Raw genomic sequence first — 23,220 nt, 5'->3', positions numbered from 1 at the left:
TAATTTCAACATGGAAGATTAAAAGGAGTTTTTTTGAATCATTAGAAAATAAGCTTAAAACTGATACTTGGAGTGAAGGAAATCTCCGGTATCTGCATTCCGGCCTTACTAATCTAAAGTGAGTCTTTTCAGAGACCAGGAATTACCATTGTAAATATCAAGGTCTACCTTAGTGTTAATTCCGTGAACAATCCCGTTTTCTGTAAATTGCCAGAAATCCCACTGATCATCAGGAGATGGAATAGGAACATCATTATAGTTGGCCAGCCATAAAGGATAGCCTTCAAATTCGCCTTTCAGAAAATCTTTATAATAATGGTAGTATGTATAAATAATAGGTTTCTCACCGTAGGCTTCTTCTACAATTTTACACCATACCTTCAGATCTTCCACTAATTTTTTATTGGTCTTCCGTTTCGGAATTTTTTCTATATCCAGAATAGGAGGCAGATCACCACTTTCCAGTTTTACATTCGCTAAGAAATTATTCGCCTGGATCACCGGATCCTCATCAGCCCTGTAAAAATGATAGGCTCCACGAATCATATCATGTTTTTTTGCCATTTCCCAAAACTCGTCAAAATGCTTATCCGCACTTTTATTTCCCATGGTTGCCCGCATTACTACAAACTCCAGGGGAATAGTTTTGTTACCGATGCTGAGACTATCCCATCTGATATCTTCCTTATTCTGATAGTGGGAAACATCAAAACCATAGGTTTTATCAAGGTTACTGGCTAAAATTCTCTGGATTCTGGCTGCTTCCTTTTCACTGTTATGAAGTTTTTTATGCTTAAACTTATTAAAGTACAGGGCATAATAATAAGTAACGGTCTGTTTTAAATAAAAACCGGTTCCTATCAATGCTATAATTAATATTGCCAATATCACCCACCTCCGGAAAAAATACTTCTTCCGACGGGATTTGTGGACTCGTTTGGCAGTTTTTTTGGTGTACTTTCTCGGTGTCATAAAGTTTTGCAAAACTAACTTTTTTCACTGCTAAATGCTAAATAAAATCAGTAAATTTGTGTATTATGGAAACACGCGAAAAAATCATCATTATAGGAGGAGGATTTGCGGGGCTGCAGCTTGCAAAAACATTGAATAACAAGAACAAAAAGGTTATTGTTCTGGATCGGATGAATCACCATATGTTTCAGCCGCTTTTTTATCAGGTAGCCTCAGGAAGGATAGAACCTTCCAACATTTCTTTCCCTTTCAGAAAGATTTTTCAGCAATCCAGGAACACTCAGTTCAGAATGACCGATGTAAAGGAAATTGATGCTGCTAACAATAAGGTTATTACTGATGAAGCAGAATTTACTTACGATAAACTGATTATTGCCACAGGCTGTAAAACCAACTTTTTCGGTAATAAAGAGCTTGAGGGCAAAGCGTTCGGGATGAAGAATACCCAGGAGGCTATCAGCATCAGAAATCACGTTCTGATGACGTTTGAAAAGCTGATTATTGAAAAAAGCCGAAGTGATGACGGTAACTGGAATATCGTGATTGTAGGAAGCGGGCCTACCGGCGTGGAGCTGGCCGGTGCCTTTGCAGAAATGAAGAAAGATATTCTTCCGAGGGACTATCCTTATATGAATTTCGATCATCTGAAAATCATTCTGGTAAGCTCTACAGAAAAACCCCTTGCCGTAATGAGCAGTGAAGCCCAGGAGAAATCTGAAAAGTACCTTAAAGACCTTGGAGTAACCTTTATGAGTGGAGAGGTTGTTACAGAATATGACGGAGACAAAGTGCATTTGAGAAGCGGGAAGCAAATACCGTCTAATAATGTAATCTGGGCCGCAGGTGTTACAGGAAATGTAATTGACGGTTTCCCTGAAGAAAAATTAATAAGAAACAGGTATATCGTAGACCGATACAACAAAATAAAAGGGTATGATAATGTATATGCCATTGGGGATATTGCCTATATGGAAACTCCTAAATACCCACAGGGGCATCCACAGGTGGCCAATGTAGCCATTAACCAGGCCAAAAACTTAGGGAAAAACCTCCTGAAGAAAAATCTGGCCGAATGGAAGGAATATGAATATGATGACAAAGGTTCTTTAGCCACCATAGGAAAGCATCGGGCGGTTGTAGACTTGCCATTTATAAAATTTCAAGGATTTTTAGCATGGTATTTCTGGATGTTTCTTCATTTAATGTTAATTTTGAGCGTTCGAAATAAGCTGGCCATATTCTTTAACTGGATGTGGAGCTATATCAACAAAGATTCTTCCTTAAGATTAATTATTATACCTACTAAGAAAAACGGAACATTACAATGAGAATTGATATCATAAGCGTACTTCCAGAATTGATGGAAAGTCCATTTAAAACCTCTATTTTAAAAAGGGCAATGGATAAAGGGCTGGCAGAAGTACATTTTCATCACCTGAGAGACTGGGCAGTCAATAAACACAGACAAATTGATGATGAACCTTATGGAGGTGGTGCAGGGATGGTGATGATGGTAGAGCCATTGGATAAATGCATCTCAGAACTAAAGTCTCAAAGAGAATACGATGAGGTTATCTACCTTACACCGGACGGAGTAACTCTGAACCAGAAAATAGCCAATTCTCTTTCAATAAAAGATAATCTGATCTTTCTTTGCGGTCACTATAAAGGAATAGACCAGAGAGTAAGAGACTTGCATATTACCAAAGAAATATCCATTGGCGATTATGTGCTTACCGGCGGAGAACTTGCAGCATGTGTATTGGCAGATTCTATTATAAGACTTCTTCCGGGAGTTTTAAATGATGAGCAAAGTGCTTTAACGGATAGTTTTCAGGATGATCTTTTATCACCACCAATCTATACACGGCCTGAAGTGTATAAAGGATTAGAGGTCCCTAAAGTTTTATTAAGTGGAAATTTTGGTAAAATTGAAGAATGGCGTCATGATGAAGCGGTAAGAATTACCAAGGAAAAACGCCCTGATCTCCTTTAATACCATGTTGCAGGTGATTTAAATCCTATTTTTTATTTATTCTATTTGTCTACAAATTAAATGGAATAATATTTGTTATTTTTGTAAGTAAGAAGGAAAATATTAGCAACTTTGGTTCTTTATTTGGCTTTTTTGTTTTCGTTATTTAAATTTTTATTTATTAATTTAATTCCGATATATTGAAGAAAAAATAAGGATAGTTGAAAATGTAATTCACTATTGATAGTTTTATTGATTTTTTTTACTACATTTGGAGCATTTCTTATTATAAATTGATTTGTTTCCATAGTGATGAATCAATGTGATTTGAAAAAAAATAATAAATTTACAATTAGAAAAAGAGCATATTAATTTAAGTATAGAAATTCGTGTTGATGGAACTGTTCTCTTTTTATAATGTAGAAAATTTATTTTTACCAGATCCGAAACCTGTCCATAAATTAGATCCTACAAAGTCAGGTTTAAGAAACTGGGATGAGAAGAGATATAAAAATAAACTTTTTAAAATCTCTCATGTATTTCAATTGATGAAGGAGGAAAATGGAGTATTGCCATTTGTTATAGGATTATCTGAAGTTTCCGGAAGGAAAGTATTGGAAGATCTTATAAAAATGGAACCTTTTAATTCTGAATATGGAATTGTACATTATAATTCTATGGATGAAAGAAAGGTGGATGTAGCCATGTTATATGATAAAAATAAAGTAGAGGTTATAGATTCTGAAACCATTACCTTCTTTTTTGAAATAACCTATAAAAACACTGGAAATTACGACACAACCAGAGACGTACTTTTTTCGAAAATTAAGTATAAAGGTGAAATTATTAATGTCTTTACCGCCCATCTTCCCTCTAAGCGTGAGAAAGATATCAATAAACCTAAAAGAACCTTTATATTAAATGAGATCCGGCAGCGGATTATGAAAATTGTACATACTGATAAGGAACATGTAATATTGTGTGGTGATTTTAATGAAAACCCGGATGATGAAAATTTAGTACAAATTCTCTATGACAATAATCATGAGAGGGTTTTGATGAACCCTTTTCAAGAGTTGTTTTCTACAAGAAATTATTCTACTTTTCATTATAAGTCTGGATTGCTGTATGATCAGATTATGATGTCGAGATCCCTACTTGACAATACCACGCTGGCTTTTCAGGAAGCCCGTGTGTTTAATTCTGAAAAACTCAGCAGCAGGACCAGGAATTTTGAAGGACGACCTTTCCGAACGTATGCCGGTACCCGGTATTTAGGCGGATACAGCGATCATTTCCCGGTTTTTGTAAAGTTTAAAAGCTTATCATAAAAAACATAAATAATAAAAAAGTAGAAAATGAAAAATTCGAGCAACACAAGCTATCATTTAGACTCCATTGACAAAGAAATAATCTATATGTTGATGGATAACGCTAAAACTTCTTTAGCGCACATATCAAAGAATGTTGGGATCTCTACAACCGCAGTACATCAAAGAATTAAAAAGCTGGAACACGCAGGTGTTATTGAAAACTCAATTTCATTCCTTAACCCTAAAAAAATCGGGTATAAAGTGATTTCTTATATAGGAGTATTTTTGGATCAGCCAAGTCATTATCCTGAAGTGGTAAAATCTTTGCATGATATCAATGAAGTAGTAGAAGCTCACTATACAACAGGAAATTATACAATATTCCTTAAAGTTCTTTGCAAAGATAATGATCATTTGATGCAAATTCTCAGCAAACTTCAAAAGCTGAAAGGAGTTACAAGAACAGAAACTTTTATATCTTTGGAACAAGGTATTTATAGACAATTGAAAGTATAACGATATGAACATAGCCCAATATTTGGATTCAACCTACTTGAAGACACCGGAACAATCAGGAATTTCTCATGAAGAAACTCTTCAGCTTGATAAGAAACTTACACAGGAAGCCATTGATAATGGTATTTTTGCGGTAATGATCAGACCGGATTATGTAGCAGAGATTAAAAAATATATTCAGGAGAAAAATTCAAATGTTGTAGTAGGAACTGTAATAGGATTCCATGAAGGAACTTACTCAATAGAAGAGAAACTTGCAGAAGCTTCAAAAGCTATTGAGGATGGTGCTGATGAATTGGATTTTGTAATTAATTATAATGCTTACCTTCAGGGAAATATTGATTTGGTAAAAGAAGAGTTTGTAAAATGTACAAAGCTTGCATTGCAAAACCATAAAATTGCAAAGTGGATTATTGAGATTGCAGCTTTAGCAGATGAACAGATAGCAGATCTTACCAAAAATATTTCAAACTGGGCGGAAGAGAATTTCTCAGCCGATGATTTACCTCATATTTTTGTTAAATCATCAACCGGTTTTTATGTAACTCAAGAGGGGAAACCTAATGGGGCAACATTTGAAGGAATAAAAATTATGTTGGATAACGCTGGGAAACTTCCTGTAAAAGCGGCAGGAGGAGTAAGAACTCCTGAAGATGCTGAAAAAATGATTAGCATGGGAGTAAAAAGAATCGGAACTTCTTCAGCATTGGCACTCATTAAAAATGAATCTTCATCTGGCGGATATTAAGTTTGATATTTAATAACAATAAAAAAACCATCAATTTAATTTGATGGTTTTTATTTTTATGCCTGAGCCTGATATTCTTCGTAGAATTGCTGGGTTTCCTTAATCAGGGCATCCATTTCTTCTAAGGTGAAAACTTCCAGGAATCTTTTTCTGAAGTCCTTGAAGTGAGGGATACCTCTGAAATAGTTGCTGTAATGTTGTCTCATTTCTACCAATCCTAATCTTTCCCCTTTCCATTCAGCACTCCATTCAGCATGCTGACGAACTGCTAATAATCGGTCTGAAATAGTAGGAGCTGGCAAATGCTCACCTGTTTTAAAGAAATGCTTGATCTCATTGAATATCCAGGGATATCCAATAGCTGCACGTCCTATCATAATTCCGTCACAAGCATACTTCTGTTTATACTCAAGTGCCTTTTCCGGTGAATCTATATCACCATTTCCGAAAATCGGAATTTCAATATTGGGATTTTGCTTAATTCTTGAAATATGCTCCCAATCTGCTTCTCCCTTGTACATTTGTGCACGGGTTCTTGCATGTATGGTAAGCGCTTTGATTCCTGTTTCCTGAAGACGCTCTGCCACTTCGTCAATATTAATGCAGGTACTGTCCCATCCCAGGCGGGTTTTAACTGTTACGGGAAGATGAGTAGAATTTACTACAGCTTTTGTAAGACGAACCATAAGGTCAATATCTTTTAAAACTCCGGCTCCGGCTCCTTTACATACCACTTTTTTTACAGGGCAGCCAAAATTAATGTCTACCAGGTCAGGGTTTACTGTTTCTACAATTCTCGCAGACATGGCCATCGCTTCTTCATCACCACCGAAGATCTGTATTCCGACTGGTCTTTCATAATCGAAGATATCCAGTTTTTTACGGCTCTTGATGGCATCACGAATTAACCCTTCGGAAGAAATAAATTCCGAATACATTAAATCTGCACCGTGCATTTTACATAAACGTCTGAACGGAGGATCACTTACGTCTTCCATTGGAGCCAGCAAAAGTGGAAATTCCGGCAGTTCTATATTGCCTATTTTTATCATGGTGCAAATTTACAAAATTCTGAATACTAGGAAATATGATATTATCTATTACTGTGAATGATGAGAATGAAATGAATCAGAGGGTGTTATAATCACAGTGAGAAAAAAACAGGATTATTGGGAATGGCAAACTTGGCAGCTTACACCTCTAGAAACTCGCTTTTACCTGCATACTTCCGATATGAATAGTTCTTTCCCCAGAATTTCTTCCTTCATAGTTTAAGTTCAATTGAATGAATGAATTGAGGGCCTGTTGGATGAATACACTCCATACCTGGTTTTTTCCGGGCTTCAGACCATCAAGCATCTGATTTCCGACAATGCTGAAATTGTTGCCATTGAAATTATTATTGATGAAAGAAAAATTCCCACGGATGGAAGTCTTCCTGAACTCCCATTGAACGGTTCCGGTAACATCAAACGCTTTTAATAATTCTTCGCCATCTATTCTTTTTTTCTGGCGGTAAGCAGAAGAAAGTTCAGCCTGAAGGGCATCTGTAAACTTGTAAGTGGCCTTCGGTTTGGTTTCAAAGTTATTTAAGCGGTAATCCCTTGTTGCAAATAATTGTGAAGAGTTTTTAATATCATGAACGGAATTTTCCCAGTCAATTCTGAATTCTTTATTGAACCAATATCCGATATTCAGGAAATGAGAAGTTTGTTCACGTTCTTCGTTACTGAAATTAGCGTTGATAAGGTTATCATTAGTAATGAATCGGTAGTTTCCGTTCCATCCGGATTTATCCGTTGGATTGAATTGTACAGAAGTTAAAATATTTTGATTTTTAAGGATCTGATCGCTGTTTTTCTCAAAAGGATTCAATACCAGTACCTTATCTTTTTTATAGAAAGAGTTTTGGGAATTTAAGGAAATATTGAAATTCCAGCGTTTTAAGAAAGCATTTTCAGAATTAAAAACAATGGCTGGATTTACAAATAAAGCCAACTGTAATTTGTTTTTATTGGACGGAATATATCGTACAGAATTGGTGTAAACCCTGATGTATTGTGCCAAATCGGAATATTCGGCAATTTCAAATTCGTCAAGCTGCTGAATGCCATCACCGTTGTAATCGGTCCATTTATAAACTCCCTGTCCGTCTGTTACTTTAATATATTGAAACTCTCTTTGAGCTTCCTGCCCGTTCCCCAATTCATAAAACGCCTGTAAACGCATTCCGTTTCTGAAAAGCTGTTGGTTATAAAGAATATTACCTACTACAAAGTCATTATTTCTGGTGACATCACCCTCTATTCCTGAATAAAAGAATTTTCTGTAGTGAATTAAGGCATTTAAAGTTGTTCTCTCGGTTTTAATAATCTGACTTTCAGCCATAACTCCCAGAATTTTGTTCATATTCTGAAGTCTGTTATCACGAACAGAGTCATTATCCCTCATATATAGTTTAGCAAGTAGTTTTGTACGGGTACTGTCTCCAATTTTCTTTTGCACGAAGATTTCTTTCCAGCTGAAACTTGTGACATCCATAAGCTGAGTATCGTTATACTTCTTCTCGTTATGTTCCATGCTTCCTCCTATAGCCCAGCTTCCTTTCTTTCCTGTAAATTCTGTTGAAATTCCACCACGGACGAACTTAGTATCCTGAAGTGTGGCATTGGTACTCAGGTAGGATAGATTTCCTTTTGTAAAGAAACGGCCGGTAATCCAGCCAAAATCAAGATCATTTTTAATACCCTTGTAAGAATCCTTTTCATTTAAATAATTGATGCGGTAATTTAGAGTAGATTTATTATTCCACTTATTTAAAAAGCTGAAGATAAAGCGGTTCTGCGTCTTTTTATTGAATTCCTGTGTTAAGTTGAAATCTCTGGAGAATTCCACATCATTGATACGGTCCAGGATATGAAACTGTTTGTCTATATACTGGTATTCAAAGCTTGGTGTTCCTTTCCATGAGCTTTTCGTAAAAGTTTTATTTCCAAAGACACGGTAAGCATACCCCGTATTCTGGTCAGAATCTTTAGAGGAAAACAAATTAACATCATAATTACTCAGGGAAATATCAGCTCCTATTTTCCCGTCTTCCAATAAGTATTCAGAATTAAGCGAGAATACCTGGGATTTTTGTGGTGAAGGAAGTTTTCTTACAGCTCTGTAATCTCCTGCATTAGGGCCTACATATTCGAAAACACGCCCGTTATTGGTAGTTTGTGCAGTTTTATAATCTCCCTGATTAGCACCAAAATAGGTGAAAGATACCTGATAGAGTGTTTCATTGGGGTCAGCGGAAAGTTCATAGAAGTTTCCGGCAGGATTTAAGCGGTATAGAATTTTATTAACATCATATTCCGTAACAACGCCTGATGGAGCATACATCAGATTAGGATCATTTCCTGCATTGGCAAGGATCTGTTCATCTTCTTTAGACAGGCTTAGAGCAAGAGGTGCATTTTTGTTGTCATTCTCCATAAACCAGTTCAGCCCAACCTTGAATTTCTCTCTTTGATGTTCCAGTTTACCGGTAAATAAATATCTTGAATAGTTCCTGTTGGCATAATTGTAGGAAATCGTAATGAAATTCTGTTGGAAGATAGGACGGAAACTGGTAAAGGTAACTTCACCGGTATTATAATTGATAACATAGTCCTGGTTTTCCCCACGTTTCATTAGGATACCATCAATAAATACCTGTTCAGAACCAGAGATCAGAGTAATAAACTGTTCTCCGTTTTTCCCTGTCAAACGGTAAGGTCCCTGGTTTCCTTCAACCCCCTGGAAACGGATTCTGTGAAATTCACTTCGTGCCACACCAGCGGAAATATCCACAAATGTTTTATTGTCTTTCCCAAATTCTGTCTGAAACTGAATTCCCATGCTTCGTCTCTGGTACTTGGCAAAGTAATTTTTAGATTCCACAAGATCAAGATGCCCGGCTCTGAGAATAGACTTGTCCTTAATATTCAGCTGCATGTATATTTTGTCAAACTCTTCTAAAGTTTGGGTATATCCATCTGCCTGAATGGGCAGGTTATGGTCGGAAATACTCGCCAAAATAGTAACATCTTTGGAAAGGCGCCCGGAAATCTGCAGATCCATGGAACTTTGTACAGACTGGCCCTGATTATTACCAAAAGTAATTCCGCGGATAATGGAACCTTTGGAATTAAGTTCACCTAAAAATCTTTTTTTATCATTTTTTGCCAGTACAGCTTCATCAACAACAATTCTGTTGTGAGTTCGGATAAAGTCTAAAGTATCTTTTACAAAAATGTCCTGTTCAAGCTTGGCAGCGAGAATACTGTCCTTTTTAATGCTGTCTTCTGGAACGTTGGGATTTTTCCATGAAAATACCTGAGCATTTCCTGAAAATATGCCAAAGAGAAATACAACGAATAGGATAAAAATATTCCGCAACTCCTGAAAAATAATTCGTAAAAATAATTAAAAAATGTTAATGGCAGTAGACTAACTATTATTAACAGAAAATTAATCTAAATATTGTGATACCTTTAAATTTAGGAGTAATTTAGCCGTGAAAATTATAAATAATATAAAATTAGAATCATGAAAAAACTTTATTCGTTATTTGCTGTTGCATTTCTTGCCTCTTCATTATCTGCACAAGGCTCAGAATCATTTAATAATTTGAGTGCCACAGTTGGTGGTTATACAGCAGGTAATTTTGTAGGAGATAATAGTGTGGCATGGAGCTATAGTGGAGCAAGAAAAGTGACATCTGGAGATAATGTTACAGGAACATCCGTTGGTTTTGATAGCAGTGGTTCCAGATATGTAAAAGCAAATTCCGGAGCAGCTGGGGTAGGAGAGATTACATATACAGTTAGATCATATTTTACTGGTGGTACAGCTGCTAATAGAATTATTCAGGTATATGTTAACGGAACTATGCTTGACTCATATGCATTAGATGCTATGGGAACAAATTATACCAGAACTGTAGCAGCAAACATTTCCGGAGATGTTGTAATAGAATTTAGATCTACAGGGAGCAGACAAATTGTTTTGGATGATGTTTCTTGGACTGCAGCAGGAAGTCTAGGAACCGTAGAAGTTAAAGAGAAAAAACACATTTTTGTTAAGAATACTTCTGTAGACAAGGAGATTTATTTCGGAACAAAATCTGATATTAAGATTTTCAATGTAAATGGGCAAATAGTAAGAACAGCTTCTGTTTCTGAAAATGGATCTGTTAATGTAGAAAATCTACAGAGCGGGATTTATTTTGTAACCGGAATCGCCAATGGTATAAGCGTTTCCGAGAAGATTATTAAAAAGTAATTTTAATTAATTGTTAAATATATATCGCTATTTCAAATGAATAGCGGTTTTTTTGTATTTTTACGACATAAACTTTAAAAAAATTATTTTATGAAAAAAATCTTTACTATTTTAGGGATAGCTTCTGCTATTAGTTTTATGAGTGCTCAAACCACTGTTCTGACGGAAAATTTTAGTTTTACGGGGGCTCTTAATGCAAATGGATGGACTACTCATAGCGGAACAGCTGGTCAGTTGGCGTCCAACGGTAGTGCAGCTCAGTTAATTGCAGGAAATTCAGAAGATGTAAATAAAGCCTTATCATCAGTATTTAATATCAGTACTACAGGAATTAGTAAGGCTGAATATTCAGCCACTATTAATGTTGCAAATGGAACAGGTCTAAGCACAGCAGGTGACTACTTTTTAATGTTTACAGTAGCTTCAGGAACTAGTCCAGGGGTTTTTAATGCAAGACTTTTTATTAAAAAGTCAACAACAGGATATACTTTGGGGATTTTAAATAATGGTGCGGGAACTGGAGCAACACCAACGTACGGATCTGAAATTCCATTTGGAACTCCTGCTAATATTACAGTAGCTTACATTGTTGATAATTCAGGAAGTACAAGTACAAATACTGCTACTTTACAAATTGATTCTCAAGCATTAATTACAAATACAGCAGGTACAGGAGCAGCTCCGGCAACACTTGGAGGTATTGCTATAAGACAAAGTGGTTCTGCATCTTCAGGAACGGGAAATGTTGCTATTAGTAATTTAGTTGTAAAAGTTTATGAACAAACGTTAGCTGTTTCTGATTTTAAATCATTGAAAAGAGCAGATTTAGTAAAAAACACTTTCGTTAAAAACAACGAAATCACTTTCGGAGCTGATGTTAAAGATGTAAAAGTTTTCAATATGTTCGGACAGCTTGTAAAAGAAGCTTCTGTAAAAGCAAACGGAACTGTAAACGTTGCTGAATTAACAAAAGGAAACTATATCGTAACAGGTACTGTAAACAATCAGGCAGTATCTCAGAAGATCTTAAAAGACTAATAGTTTTAGATTAAAATAGAATCCGGCCATTTCGAAGAAATGGCCGGATTTTTTTTATGCATATTTATTAAAAATTTATAAATTGTAATTTAAAAGATGTATTGATGTTTTTTTGTAAATTTCCAATTAAAAGGTATTGTTTTTGATGTTTTTATTACAATCCGTTTCTAAAATTATTTTAATGAAAAAAATCTTTATTCTTGCTGGCCTAACTTTAATAACTGCTTCCACAAATGCCCAGATTGTGATCAACGAGATCTATGGAGGAAATGGCAATTCAGGAGCTGTTTTCAAAAATAATTATATTGTCCTGAAAAATATAGGAACTACTCTGGTTTCTTTAACAGGGGCAAGTATACAGTATGCACCTGCAATAGGGGCTTTTACAGAATATCATACATTGCCTGATTTTACTTTGGGTCCGGAGGAAACTTATTTGATTCAGGAAGCTGCAGTGGATGGAGGAGTAGAAGCTTTACCAACACCGGATTTTATAGCGACAACAGTTACAAATTTTGATGGTACCCCCAATAAATCTGTTGGAATAAGAATTTCAGGAACATCAGGGAAGTTGGCATTAGCTGGAAATATTGTACAGGTATTGAGTCCTTCATCTTCCAATGTGTTAGATTTCGTAGGATATGGCGCCAATGCAGACCAGTTTAAAGGAGATGGTCCTGCGCCTTCTCCTACAGCCTCAACAGCTATTAGAAGGACTTTAGAGAATAGTAGTGATAATATGGCAGATTTTTCTGCTGAAGGAGCCGCAAAAGCAGGCTTTGTTCAGAATCCTTTTGTAAAGGATGGTAAAGTGCTTTTTGGAATGCAGATTAAAGATGTAAAGATCTATGATACCTTCAGGCAGATAGTGAAAAAATCTCCTACAAAATTTGCCTGGAATATAGATATCACTGAACTCCCGAAGGGAACTTATTTTGTAACAGGTACTGTTAACAATGCTCCGGTCTCACAAAAGATTGTAAAAGATTAGTTTTTCAATATTTTTGATAAGGAGCAGCTTACTTATAAGCTGTTCCTTTATTTTAATACCAGCCTCTTCTTGCAGCATTGATGATGGATCCAAGATTAAGAACCAATGTATAACGGATACGTTTTGCATAATCTTTAAATCCAGGTTCAAATCCCAATGAAGATTGTACGGGGAAATAAACTTCCAGAAAATCCGGAATAATCCTTACTTTAATCCCACTGTCCCAGATGAATTTTGCAGAATGATCCTTATTCTTATACATTCCGGCATCAGCATATACATGGAATATTTTCCAAATGCTGCTGTCTACATTCACCGAAGTGATCCACTGATTAACCGTTCCAGGAAGAAAAGATTTAAATCCACCGTCAGCTAAAATGAACTGCTGAGAAAGAAGACCGCTGCTGGCACTTTCCCCTAAAAGGTTATAAGAGAATGTATAGTTAGATACTCTTGAAATTCCATAGTTGAATAAATCATTGCGGGTGTCATTTCTAAGGAAATATCCGGCAAATAAACGGACACTTAATTTCTGCCTTGGAGCGAACTCCCATCTGTAAAATCCTTCAGCTGTAATTTTATTAAAATCTTCCATTCCCTGGGCACTCAGACTGAGACTTTTTTCATGGATCATCTGGCTGTCACTATAGCTATATCCCAATCCCCAAAGATTATATTTTTTATAGTCATCGTTGGCAATCATGAGTGGGCTTAGATCTCTTTCAAAATAGTTATAGGAAACACCAATACTTCTGCTTACCGTACTTCTTGGGTTTTTTCTGAAGTTTAGAGTTGAAAATACAGAACCTTTTCTGTATGCTAAGTCATAATCATAATGGAAATAAGATCCGGAAACTCCAAATGTAATACTTCTGAACATACTTTCAGCAGGCAGAAAAGAGTAAGATACAGCTCCCGAACCTGTTAGTTTCCCTGTTCCGGTACTGTAGGTTGGAGTAAATGAATAGAGGAATTTCTGGTCAAAAAATGACTGGTTTTTAAAGTTGGCCCCTAATAAAAACTTATCATAGGTATTGTTGAACCTGGCCCTTGGACTTACATAAATTTCGTTGTATTCAGGATTTGGAATATCCTTGATGAGTTTAAACTTGATTTTTTTTGTATTTAAAAATAATCCTTTGGCATACAGGAAATTATCCCGGTAACTTGATTCCGGGAAAATGTATCCATTGTTTAAGGTTACTTTATAAATGTTATCCGATACAGGAAGAGAAATTTCTTTTATTTTCTCATTCTCTTCTGTTTCTATCCAGTAAGACTTTTTTTCGCCCTCTCTGGTTTCGGTTTCAAGTTTTACCGGAATAGAGGTTTCTGTATTTTTTGCAATCTTGATCTGTAAAGAATCGTTTTCTTTATTAATATGTTTCAGCTTGAAATTAACCCTGTTTTTCTGCTTAAAAAAACTTTCAAGATATTGGGCCGACTTTTCTTTTCCTGATAGCTGTTTTAAAAAATCATCCGGAATAATCTTATTTCCCGAATTTTTTGAAAGGTATTCTTTTACAAGATCATTGAAAGACTGATCTCCCATTTTATCAGCAGAATAATTGAAAAGGCTTCCTGTCTCAAAGCTGCTGACAGCCATATCATTGAAATTACTTAAACTGGTAAAATCCTCACCAATTTTCTGATCCAGATTCTGGAGCATAATATATTGATAAGCCAGCCCGTAACGGTCCAAAAGCTTTACCTTAGATGCGTGGAATAGTTTTAAAGGCTTGATCCCAAATATCTTGGATTCCGGTAAGCTTCCTAAAAGTTTAGTGTCTTTGTAGAACTTTTTCAGATATTGGATTTCAAGATAGGATTTTAGTCCATTTTTAAACCAATGATCTTTTTGCTTGTCAGCAATGATCTTTTCGTCCAGAACTTTTTTGGTAATGATTCCGAAATAGTCAAGATCTGTTTTTTCAGCTTCTGTAAACAATGGGAATCTAAATTTCCAGAATGTAATATCATCATTTCCAAAGAAATCTTCCTTGGCTCTGAATTTATCTGAAATGAAAATACTTTTTGGAAGAGAGCCTATTCTTTCTTGAAGGAATTTTAAGTGAAGAGGTAAATAAAACTCCAGGTTTTGCTTTTCTTCAGGCTTAAGGTTATAACCAAACTTTATTTCGGTATCAATACCATCAATATTGGTTTTTAAAATAGGATAAGTAGCGAAGGAAACTGAAAATTCAGGGTCTGAATCCAGGTATCCCTGAAAAGAATTCATCTGGATTTGCGGCAGATTACTTTCGATGAAGCTATTCACCGGAATATCAAAATTTACCGTCCAAAAAGTATTAAAACTTACAGGCTCTTCAATATCGTGGTATTTTCTTGGAGAAATATTGTCCGGATCAAAACGATCCGGAACAATAAAGAAATATTTTAAAGCAGTATTCTGACCGGATGTTCCATATCCCGTAAATTTTTTATCGGGAAGCTGCATACGGTAGTTGAGCTGCAGGGTGATGCTTTCGCCTGGTTTTAATGCTTTTTTCAGAGGAAGAAAAAGATTTTCATCCGAAATTGTATTGACTGGTATTTCCTGGTTTTCTGAATCTTTAATAGTAAGTTCCAGCAATTTTCCCAGTTCATGGTTTTTTGCAAAATGCAGATCACTGTTTCTGTCTTCCAGTTTTCTGTAGACTAAAGATGTTCCGCGTTTGTTATAAGCGGAAATCCAATTCAGAAGTTTTACCGTTTGCAGGTCTTTGTCTGAATGATTGTAATAAACAATCTCCTGATTCACCTCAAGGGTTTTTCTGTCAGGAGAGAGTTTTGCTCCAATGTATATACTGTCTTTCTGTGCAGAAATGTGTATAACTCCACAAAACAAAATAAGGCAAATGCTGATCTTTTTCAAATATCCGTGATAAAGCTCAAATATAGCTTATTTTGTGTATACTTTATAGGATTTTAATTCTGAATTGCTTTTTTTTCCAAAGATTTAATATAGGCATTCCAACCTTCATTTTTATAAGTAACTGCAGCTGCTTCGGGATCTTCAGACTTATAGATTCCCCTTCCTACAATGATGAAATCTGTATGTAAAGTTCTGAAAACATGTTCCGGAGTATTGTACTGCTGTCCTTTTCCATCACCAGAGTCAGCAAGGTTTACTCCCGGGGTGAACAGTAAAAGGTCTTCAGGGATTTTATTCTGGGAAACTCCCCCAATGACATTAGGGTGAGATACAGCAATTTTTAATGCCTCTTCACGGTAGTTAGCTGTAGTTAACGTACCTTTTGAAGACATTCCAACAATCGCTACTACGCCTACATTTTTGAAGCAGTCTAAAGATTCAAAGCCACCAATAACCTGGGATGTTACAAAATCTGCCCAGTCTGTAATTTTGAAAACACCGCTTGTAAACTGTAATTCCTGAGTGTTTCCGATGTCTGCAAATTTTCTGTCTTCCATTAGCAGGAACTGATGTTTTGCAGCAATCTCTTTTAAAGGAGTGATCGTTTTTTCGTACTCAAAGTCAGAGATAATATCGATATGGGTCTTTAAGGCAATGATATGAGGCCCTACTTTTTCTGCAAAGGCCAATAATTCCTGTGTAGTTGTAACGTCTGCAGAAGCAATCAGGTTAGATTTTTTAGCTATTGCTGTTTCCAATAATTTTTTTGAAACAGAATGCTGGGTATTGCTTAGTTTCTGCTCATAAGAAGCTCTGGTTTCTTCTTCAAACTGAATGTGATTACCCTGTAGGAAATCCTGAATTCTTTTCACTTCCTCATCAGATAACTCACCAGTTTCCTGAAGAACACCGCATACTTCGGAAATGTTAAAAAGAGTGTGTACTCTGTAACCTCTGCTTTCCAGCAATTGTTTTCCACCTTGTTCTCTGTCAAGCACCACTACAATGTCAGAAACTTTAAGATCTTCCTGTTCTATTTCCGGAATGGTTTCCAGCAAAGATTTTCCTGAAGTGATAACATCTTCCACCAATAGGCAGTTTTGTCCTTTCTGGTAAATTCCTTCAATCAGTTTCTTGGTACCATAGCTTTTAGCTTCTTTTCTTTTAATAATTAATGGAATATAGCTTTCCAATGACATCGCTGTAGCCATAGGAACAGCAGCATAAGGAACTCCACATATTAAATCAAAATTATCCAATGGAAGCATTTCCAATAAATAATTAGCCAGATTTTTTAAGATTTTAGGATCTGAAGCCAAAGGTCTTAGATCTACATAAAAAGGGCTTTCGATACCACTTTTTAAGGTAAACCTTCCAAATTTAATGATGCCTAGCTTGTAGCATTCCAAAAAGAATTCTTTTTTACTTTCCATTATTTTTTATTAGATGTTGCAAATTTAAGGATTTGAAATAAGGCTTAAAAATTTATCGCCCATTTGCTCATAAAAAAACCATTCTGGAATTTTACAGAATGGTTTTGAAAATATAAATAAACTATTATTTTACGATTTCGGCATCAATCATCTGAGTACCCTTATATTTTTGTTCAGCCTCCCAAAGTAAAAATTTGTCTACTTCTTTGATGAGTTTTGGAATGGTAAGTGACAAAACTGCCAGATCATCCATTACGCCAAGTACCGGGATGGCAAACTCGGGAAGAAGATCAATAGGAGAGATAACATATAAAATTCCTAACAGGGGAAGGATAATGTCAATTGATTTTATAGGATAAATTCCTTTTCTCCACATTTTTACCATTCTGAAAATATCAGGGATTTTTTTTACAAAGCCCTTGTGGCTGATAGCTTCTTTTGCAAGATTTAATTTTGAATATTTCATTTTGTGTTTGGATTTAAACAAATTTTTCAATATTGTAAATTTCACAAATCCTGTACCAACAAATTATAAAATTTAGTTAAAAACTTATTTGATAATATTGTCAATGAACTGGTGTACAGTCTCTGAATCCCAGTCTTTTGTAGCGTCTTCCTTAATCAGGATTCTGCCGGTTTTATCCAGAAGAAATGTTGTAGGAAAAACTTTAGGAAGGATCTTTTCCGATAAAGGACTTTGGGCAATATATACCGGGACTGTATAATTATTTTCCTTCAGAAATTTTCTTACATCTTCTTCCTTATCATTCATAGCAACCAGTACAAAGTCTACATGATCTTTTCTGGAATCATATAGTTTCTGAATAGACGGCCATTCTTTTCTGCATGGCGGGCACCAGGTTCCCCAAAAGTTCAGGAAAACAGCTTTGTTCTTAAAGTTTTTAAGATTAGTATTAGGAGCATTAATTCCTTTAAGCTCCACGTCATAATCTTCTTCATTGATATGTACGGCATTCTCAATGGTAGCGATCGGGAAAAACTGATTTTTCAGAAAGTCCTTTACTCCTGGTACAAATAGAACAATACCGATGATAGCAATGATTACAATATAAATGATGCTTTTTTTCATATTCTATTTTTTTATAACAGGTCTAAGATTTCCTGAACGGCATCCTTCCCTCTGTTTTTAGCGTAATAGATCTGCAGATCGTTATAGAAAGCATCTTTGGGATAACCTTCCGGATCTGCTTTATATTTCATCAGTAACTCGTAGCCATACTTTGGACGAGGACCCCATGAATTTTTAACATTAAAATCTTTATCCAGAATTAATACTTTAGGAATAGATTCTGTACCATTGGTTAAAAATTGATTGATAAGGCTTTTATCACTATCTCTTAAAAAAACTCTGATTTCATTATGACCTTCAAAGAATTTAAATAAGGCAGGAACTGTTGCACTGGCATCTCCGCACCAGGCTTCTGAAATGATTAAAATATTTCCGTCGAAATTTTTAGCAGCTAATTCTTTTCTCTGATCTTCATCCGGAACATACTTTTTTACAGTTCTGTCCATTCTCTGAAGTCCAAGTTCATAGTATTGTTTATATTCAGCTTCCTGTTCGTTGGCAGGATTATTTAATCTTTGTTGTGCAATTTGAAGGTACTCTTCAAAAGAAATTCCCTGATCCCAGTAATTTTTCATTACCAAATATTTAAAAATTATTGATGTTTCTTGTTTTATTAATCAAAAATAAGTCTGCCAAAACAAATGCGGCAAGGCTTTCCACTACAGGAACTGCTCTTGGAACCACACATGGGTCGTGACGTCCTTTTCCTTCCACAATCACAGGATTTCCTTCTTTATCAATACTGTCCTGAGGTCTTAAAATAGTAGCTACAGGTTTGAAGGCTACACGGAAATAAATATCCATTCCATTAGAAATTCCGCCTTGAATTCCTCCCGATAGGTTAGATTTTGTTGAAAAATCGGTGTTGAACTGGTCATTGTGTTCTTTACCAGTCATTTTTGCACCACAGAATCCGCTTCCATATTCAAAACCTTTGCAGGCATTGATATTCAGCATGGCTTTAGCCAGTTCTGCCTGAAGTTTTGAGAAAATAGGTTCACCAATTCCTACAGGAACGTTTTTTATCACGCAGGTAATGGTTCCTCCAATTGTATTTCCTTCTTTTTTAATTTCTTTTATTCTGGCAATCATTTTTTCTGCTGTCTCGGCATCCGGACAACGTACATCATTGCTTTCTGTTTGAGAGAAGTCAAGAGCCTGGTATGGCTTTTCACAGAAAATATCACCTACAGATGAAACGTAAGCATTGATCTCAATTTCTGGTAGAAGCTGTTTAGCTAATGCTCCGGCAACAACCCAGTTCATCGTTTCTCTTGCAGAAGATTTTCCACCACCACGGTGATCTCTGAAACCAAATTTCTGGTCATATGTAAAGTCGGCATGACTCGGACGATATGCTCCGGCAATATGGTCATAATCCTTTGATTTCTGATTTTCGTTTTCAATGATAAAGCCGATGGGTGTACCTGTTGTTTTTCCATCAAAGATTCCGGAAAGAAACTTCACTGTGTCACTTTCTTTTCTTTGAGTAACAATAGCAGACTGTCCGGGTTTTCTTCGGTTCAGTTCATATTGAACCTTATCGAGATCTACCGTTAAACCTGCCGGAAAATTATTAATGATACCGCCGTAAGCCACTCCGTGACTTTCTCCAAATGTTGTAAGACTAAGAAGATTACCTAATGTGTTGAACATGATACAAAATTACCTTTTTTTCTTCAGATAATAAAGTTTCAGTATTTGTTCTGTTTATAAATATTTTCGATCGTATTGATAGTTGTTGCGGCCTCTTTTTTTTCTTTGGAAGTCATTGTTTTCCAAATGAATCCTTTAGAGATATTATTTTTATCAATAGGTTGGGGGAAAATCCCGGCTTTTATATCATCAAAAATAAAGCTTTCAGAGATAGCTGGAAGAGGTGTTTCAAAATTATAAGGATAATTTTTGGAAACGTTGAACTTTAAATCTCCAATATTAAATTGGCTGTACTGATGATATTCATAAACGGATGGCTGGTAAAGCTGTTCTTTTTTAAATCCGGCCATAAAATTCCCCAATTGAAAACTTGGAATATATTGTTGAATAAGAGCTGGAAAAGATAATAGTGAAATCAAAAATATACTGAGTATGGAGAAAACAGCAACAGATCTTCGTTTATTCCAGTATTCATAAAAAATAACATAAAAAATAACGAAAAATACATCGATAAAAAATCTATACTGTGCAGAAAAAACCAGTACAAATATGCTCTTTATCAATAAGGATATGCAGATCAGAGTGATGAGTTTTTTCTTTCGGATCCATGTAAATACAGAAAAGATGAATAAGCTTATTATGAAGAGAATATTGATTTTTGATTTGATACCTTTTAAAAAGAACCAGTTTTTTATATAATCCCATGTGGAAAATTTTTGGATTTCTTCATAGGAATACTGCATATCATAAGTTTTCTGAATAGCATATTGGGAAGAAGTTTTCAATATTTCAGGATTAGGTTTCCAGCTGAAGCCAAAGTCTCCAACAGATACAGGAAATACAGGATATCCGAATGTCCAGATATTTTTAATAAAGAATAAAAATAAAATGCCGGTTCCGAAAAACAGTCCTTTGATACTGGATTTAAAAATGAAGATATTGCAAAGGAAAACCAGTATCGGCAACCAGATCATGGTTGGCTTTATAGCAAAAACAAAAACAGAAAAGGCAAAAAGTAAACTGATGTTTTTATTTCCGGATATTATTTCGTTTAAAATAATTAAAGAAAAAATTATGACCGGAAGATCCGGGCTCGGTGACTGGGAAAAAAGTAATAAAATTGGAAGAAAACACAGCTGAATCCAGCTTTTTCTTTCCACAATATAAATGGTATAGATGACCAGCAGAATAGAATTGAACCTTAAAAAAGGATCTGAAAAATTGGAAAATCCTGCCTGGAAAATGTGCCACACCGACATTTGTCCTAAAGTAAGATCCAGATTTGAAATCCCCTTAATGAGCCCATATTCGGTTAGCCACTTAATGGTGGGAACATAATATCCGAAATGGTCCAGTATATAAGGATAATAGGTTCCGGTAAATAATATGGTACATGAAACGAAGGCAATTAAAAATAAATCTTTTTTTGAAAACCGATAGAATTCCTGATACAGCCTTTCTTTAAAGAAATAGAATAATCCGATGAAAACAGTTGGAATTTCCACATACAGGTTTAAAGGAATAAAAAAAGAAACAGCAGCCCATAAAAGGCTTATTCCCATAATTCCGGAAAGTATTTTTTCGGAAAAGCCCTGAAATAAAGTTCCACAGTTTTTTTCCATAATCTTCCCAAGCCCTGATAAGACCGGAATAAGTAAAATAGTGGAAAAAAGGATTAGTATCATAAAAAAAGATTGCCTAAAAATAAGCAATCTTTATATGTTATGATAAAAAATATTATCTGGGTTGCACTCTTCCGTCTTTTCTATCCTGGGATCTACCGATGGTATATCCGGTAGCTCCACCTACCACGCCTCCGATTACCGCACCAAGACCTCTGTTTTTCTTAGCAACAATTGCTCCAACAGCAGCACCACCTACGGTACCAATAATAGTTCCTTTAGCTGCTTTACTCATTCCTTTTTTCTGAGTAGTTCCCTGCGACGTACTGCTTCCGTTATCTGCATATCCGCCATTGCTTCCTCCTCCGGAATTAGAATTGGAGCTTCTGTCACGGTATACCGTTCTTGTTTCTCTTATAACTTTTGGTCTTGAATTATTTTCAGCAGTTGCTTTCGCTTTTTTGGATTCAGAAATACTGTCTGCTTTTTTCTGAGCTTCATATACCAGCTTTTCTTTTTCAATAGCCAGCTTTTGTCTCTCTATTTCAAGTTGTCTCGACTGAAATTCAAGCTTTTGTTCTTCCAGTGATTTCTCAGCAGTTCTGTCATCTTTCTTGCAGGCCGTTAGTAAGAAAACGGATAAAAATCCTGCTAATACTATCTTTTTCATAATTCAAATTTTAATAAGCTTAAGCCTAAACGACTTTTAATTTTAGTTTATTTTCAATTATGAAGCCAAAATTCAGTTAAAGAGTGTTAAAATTGATAATCAAAAGATAAATTAATTCTAAATACTGATAAAATATATGAAAAATAGGATGTAGAGTGTGAATGAAAATTAAAATTTTGAGATTTAAAAATAAAACGAGATTCATTATAGCTCCTTGTTATACAGGGTAAATATTTGCTAAAAGGAATTTGTAAGATATAGTTAATCCTTAATTTTTGTTGAATTAATTTATGATGCCTATTTTTGAGAAACTAAATTACTTTTAATATGAAAAAATCAATTTTTACAGTGTCGGCTGTAGTAGGATTGCTGGCTGTTACAACTTCGTTTTCTTCTACTGATCTTGTAGAAACTCCATCTAAAGCTCGTACAGAGGTTTCTGTTAAGGACGCAAAAACAAAAACTTATCCGGTTCGTTATGGTCTTATTTCCCTGAATGGTACAAAGATGCTTTCTGGTTCAGGATTTGACCTGGGAGGGTTTGTTGCTAAAAATACTGCTACAGGAGAAGAGTATTTCAGCAGTCAATATAATTACCGTGCGCTTCCCCAGTATTCTGAAGAAGATCTTCCGGAGGGAACTTATGAAGTTTCAGGAATCCAGGGCCAGGGTGGCTGGGTAGGCTATGGAACAGTAATTGCTACTGTATCTGATGATAATATAGATGATGACGGGTATATTACAATATATATTCCGATCACATGGGAGGAATAACTTTGTGAAAGACAAAATATTTATCTACATTTACCAATCCTCGAATGAGGATTTTTTAATCAATATACAGTAATTAATAGCTGCGGGATGTAGTATAGCTTCTTTTAGGAAGCAGTACAGGTGCAGTTTATACATATTCTGTTTGGATTTTTTCTGAATAGATTTTTTTTCATCATTTGTGTTTTTTTAGGCCTCCATTCAGGAGGCCTTTTCTTTTTATTGTATTATGATTAT

The 23,220-nt window shown here is 35.4% G+C and carries 20 protein-coding genes; 9 read left to right on the top strand and 11 right to left on the bottom strand.

Features of this window, described 5'->3' with window-relative positions; translation table 11 throughout:
* Positions 1-108: 108 nt before the first annotated feature.
* A complete protein-coding gene (locus EG339_RS01120) occupies positions 109-972 on the bottom strand; it encodes a glycoside hydrolase family 25 protein (RefSeq protein ID WP_123868496.1) in 864 nt (287 codons plus the stop codon).
* A gap of 65 nt (positions 973-1,037) precedes the next feature.
* Between EG339_RS01120 and EG339_RS01115 the strand changes: the two genes are divergently transcribed.
* The 5 genes from EG339_RS01115 (at position 1,038) to deoC (ending at position 5,524) form a co-directional block, all read left to right on the top strand.
* Positions 1,038-2,300 (top strand): NAD(P)/FAD-dependent oxidoreductase, encoded by a 1,263-nt coding sequence (locus tag EG339_RS01115; protein WP_123868495.1) that lies wholly within the window; start codon positions 1,038-1,040, stop codon positions 2,298-2,300.
* Entirely contained in the window at positions 2,297-2,968 is a 672-nt protein-coding gene (gene trmD, locus EG339_RS01110; protein ID WP_123868494.1) for a tRNA (guanosine(37)-N1)-methyltransferase TrmD, read from the top strand. The genes EG339_RS01115 and trmD overlap by 4 nt, the downstream gene beginning before the upstream one ends.
* Before the next feature lie 374 nt (positions 2,969-3,342).
* A complete protein-coding gene (locus EG339_RS01105) occupies positions 3,343-4,278 on the top strand; it encodes an endonuclease/exonuclease/phosphatase family protein (RefSeq protein WP_123868493.1) in 936 nt (311 codons plus the stop codon).
* Positions 4,279-4,305: 27 nt separating this feature from the next.
* Entirely contained in the window at positions 4,306-4,776 is a 471-nt protein-coding gene (locus EG339_RS01100; RefSeq protein ID WP_002976659.1) for an Lrp/AsnC ligand binding domain-containing protein, read from the top strand.
* A gap of 4 nt (positions 4,777-4,780) precedes the next feature.
* Positions 4,781-5,524 carry a deoxyribose-phosphate aldolase gene (deoC, locus tag EG339_RS01095; RefSeq protein WP_123868492.1) on the top strand — a complete coding sequence of 248 codons (744 nt, stop codon included), beginning with the start codon at positions 4,781-4,783 and terminating at the stop codon, positions 5,522-5,524.
* 56 nt (positions 5,525-5,580) lie between these two features.
* Here the strand turns inward: deoC and dusB are convergent, their stop codons facing one another.
* On the bottom strand, positions 5,581-6,576 hold the full coding sequence (dusB, locus tag EG339_RS01090) for a tRNA dihydrouridine synthase DusB (protein ID WP_123868491.1): 996 nt from the start codon (positions 6,574-6,576) through the stop codon (positions 5,581-5,583).
* A 148-nt stretch (positions 6,577-6,724) separates the two neighbouring features.
* On the bottom strand, positions 6,725-9,952 hold the full coding sequence (locus EG339_RS01085) for a hypothetical protein (protein WP_123868490.1): 3,228 nt from the start codon (positions 9,950-9,952) through the stop codon (positions 6,725-6,727).
* A gap of 150 nt (positions 9,953-10,102) precedes the next feature.
* Here EG339_RS01085 and EG339_RS01080 point away from each other — a divergent pair, with 150 nt between their 5' ends.
* The 3 genes from EG339_RS01080 to EG339_RS01070 all read left to right on the top strand — a co-directional run bounded on the left by EG339_RS01080 (position 10,103) and on the right by EG339_RS01070 (position 12,866).
* The gene (locus EG339_RS01080) at positions 10,103-10,837 is read left to right on the top strand and encodes a T9SS type A sorting domain-containing protein (RefSeq protein ID WP_123868489.1); all 735 of its coding nucleotides are present in this window, start codon (positions 10,103-10,105) and stop codon (positions 10,835-10,837) included.
* 90 nt (positions 10,838-10,927) lie between these two features.
* Positions 10,928-11,875 (top strand): T9SS type A sorting domain-containing protein, encoded by a 948-nt coding sequence (locus EG339_RS01075; RefSeq protein ID WP_123868488.1) that lies wholly within the window; start codon positions 10,928-10,930, stop codon positions 11,873-11,875.
* 181 nt (positions 11,876-12,056) lie between these two features.
* Positions 12,057-12,866 carry a lamin tail domain-containing protein gene (locus tag EG339_RS01070; protein WP_123868487.1) on the top strand — a complete coding sequence of 270 codons (810 nt, stop codon included), beginning with the start codon at positions 12,057-12,059 and terminating at the stop codon, positions 12,864-12,866.
* Between the two features lie 52 nt (positions 12,867-12,918).
* Here the strand turns inward: EG339_RS01070 and EG339_RS01065 are convergent, their stop codons facing one another.
* The 8 genes from EG339_RS01065 to EG339_RS01030 all read right to left on the bottom strand — a co-directional run bounded on the left by EG339_RS01065 (position 12,919) and on the right by EG339_RS01030 (position 22,212).
* Positions 12,919-15,741: a gluzincin family metallopeptidase gene (locus EG339_RS01065; RefSeq protein WP_228459682.1), complete on the bottom strand. Its 2,823-nt coding sequence runs from the start codon at positions 15,739-15,741 to the stop codon at positions 12,919-12,921.
* Between the two features lie 53 nt (positions 15,742-15,794).
* Positions 15,795-17,174 carry an orotidine-5'-phosphate decarboxylase gene (gene pyrF, locus EG339_RS01060; protein ID WP_123868486.1) on the bottom strand — a complete coding sequence of 460 codons (1,380 nt, stop codon included), beginning with the start codon at positions 17,172-17,174 and terminating at the stop codon, positions 15,795-15,797.
* A 124-nt stretch (positions 17,175-17,298) separates the two neighbouring features.
* Entirely contained in the window at positions 17,299-17,640 is a 342-nt protein-coding gene (locus EG339_RS01055) for a YkvA family protein (RefSeq protein ID WP_123868485.1), read from the bottom strand.
* 84 nt (positions 17,641-17,724) lie between these two features.
* Positions 17,725-18,264: a TlpA family protein disulfide reductase gene (locus tag EG339_RS01050; RefSeq protein ID WP_123868484.1), complete on the bottom strand. Its 540-nt coding sequence runs from the start codon at positions 18,262-18,264 to the stop codon at positions 17,725-17,727.
* Between the two features lie 11 nt (positions 18,265-18,275).
* On the bottom strand, positions 18,276-18,839 hold the full coding sequence (locus tag EG339_RS01045; RefSeq protein ID WP_123868483.1) for a thioredoxin family protein: 564 nt from the start codon (positions 18,837-18,839) through the stop codon (positions 18,276-18,278).
* 10 nt (positions 18,840-18,849) lie between these two features.
* The gene (gene aroC / locus EG339_RS01040) at positions 18,850-19,920 is read right to left on the bottom strand and encodes a chorismate synthase (RefSeq protein ID WP_123868482.1); all 1,071 of its coding nucleotides are present in this window, start codon (positions 19,918-19,920) and stop codon (positions 18,850-18,852) included.
* 38 nt (positions 19,921-19,958) lie between these two features.
* Positions 19,959-21,605: an LIC_10190 family membrane protein gene (locus EG339_RS01035; RefSeq protein WP_123868481.1), complete on the bottom strand. Its 1,647-nt coding sequence runs from the start codon at positions 21,603-21,605 to the stop codon at positions 19,959-19,961.
* 52 nt (positions 21,606-21,657) lie between these two features.
* Complete coding sequence (locus tag EG339_RS01030) at positions 21,658-22,212, bottom strand: glycine zipper family protein (protein ID WP_123868480.1); 555 nt, start codon at positions 22,210-22,212, stop codon at positions 21,658-21,660.
* Positions 22,213-22,539: 327 nt separating this feature from the next.
* Between EG339_RS01030 and EG339_RS01025 the strand changes: the two genes are divergently transcribed.
* Entirely contained in the window at positions 22,540-22,986 is a 447-nt protein-coding gene (locus EG339_RS01025) for a hypothetical protein (protein ID WP_123868479.1), read from the top strand.
* The last annotated feature ends 234 nt before the right edge of the window (positions 22,987-23,220 follow it).

Source organism: Chryseobacterium bernardetii (genome assembly GCF_003815975.1).
Lineage (GTDB): Bacteria > Bacteroidota > Bacteroidia > Flavobacteriales > Weeksellaceae > Chryseobacterium > Chryseobacterium bernardetii.
This window is presented reverse-complemented; position numbering and strand designations above follow the sequence as displayed.

Coding starts and splice junctions, on each gene's coding strand:
- EG339_RS01120 (WP_123868496.1), bottom strand. CDS start 972: ATGACACCGAGAAAGTACACCAAAAAAACTGCCAAACGAGTCCACAAA.
- EG339_RS01115 (WP_123868495.1), top strand. CDS start 1,038: ATGGAAACACGCGAAAAAATCATCATTATAGGAGGAGGATTTGCGGGG.
- trmD (WP_123868494.1), top strand. CDS start 2,297: ATGAGAATTGATATCATAAGCGTACTTCCAGAATTGATGGAAAGTCCA.
- EG339_RS01105 (WP_123868493.1), top strand. CDS start 3,343: ATGGAACTGTTCTCTTTTTATAATGTAGAAAATTTATTTTTACCAGAT.
- EG339_RS01100 (WP_002976659.1), top strand. CDS start 4,306: ATGAAAAATTCGAGCAACACAAGCTATCATTTAGACTCCATTGACAAA.
- deoC (WP_123868492.1), top strand. CDS start 4,781: ATGAACATAGCCCAATATTTGGATTCAACCTACTTGAAGACACCGGAA.
- dusB (WP_123868491.1), bottom strand. CDS start 6,576: ATGATAAAAATAGGCAATATAGAACTGCCGGAATTTCCACTTTTGCTG.
- EG339_RS01080 (WP_123868489.1), top strand. CDS start 10,103: ATGAAAAAACTTTATTCGTTATTTGCTGTTGCATTTCTTGCCTCTTCA.
- EG339_RS01075 (WP_123868488.1), top strand. CDS start 10,928: ATGAAAAAAATCTTTACTATTTTAGGGATAGCTTCTGCTATTAGTTTT.
- EG339_RS01070 (WP_123868487.1), top strand. CDS start 12,057: ATGAAAAAAATCTTTATTCTTGCTGGCCTAACTTTAATAACTGCTTCC.
- pyrF (WP_123868486.1), bottom strand. CDS start 17,174: ATGGAAAGTAAAAAAGAATTCTTTTTGGAATGCTACAAGCTAGGCATC.
- EG339_RS01055 (WP_123868485.1), bottom strand. CDS start 17,640: ATGAAATATTCAAAATTAAATCTTGCAAAAGAAGCTATCAGCCACAAG.
- EG339_RS01050 (WP_123868484.1), bottom strand. CDS start 18,264: ATGAAAAAAAGCATCATTTATATTGTAATCATTGCTATCATCGGTATT.
- EG339_RS01045 (WP_123868483.1), bottom strand. CDS start 18,839: ATGAAAAATTACTGGGATCAGGGAATTTCTTTTGAAGAGTACCTTCAA.
- aroC (WP_123868482.1), bottom strand. CDS start 19,920: ATGTTCAACACATTAGGTAATCTTCTTAGTCTTACAACATTTGGAGAA.
- EG339_RS01035 (WP_123868481.1), bottom strand. CDS start 21,605: ATGATACTAATCCTTTTTTCCACTATTTTACTTATTCCGGTCTTATCA.
- EG339_RS01030 (WP_123868480.1), bottom strand. CDS start 22,212: ATGAAAAAGATAGTATTAGCAGGATTTTTATCCGTTTTCTTACTAACG.
- EG339_RS01025 (WP_123868479.1), top strand. CDS start 22,540: ATGAAAAAATCAATTTTTACAGTGTCGGCTGTAGTAGGATTGCTGGCT.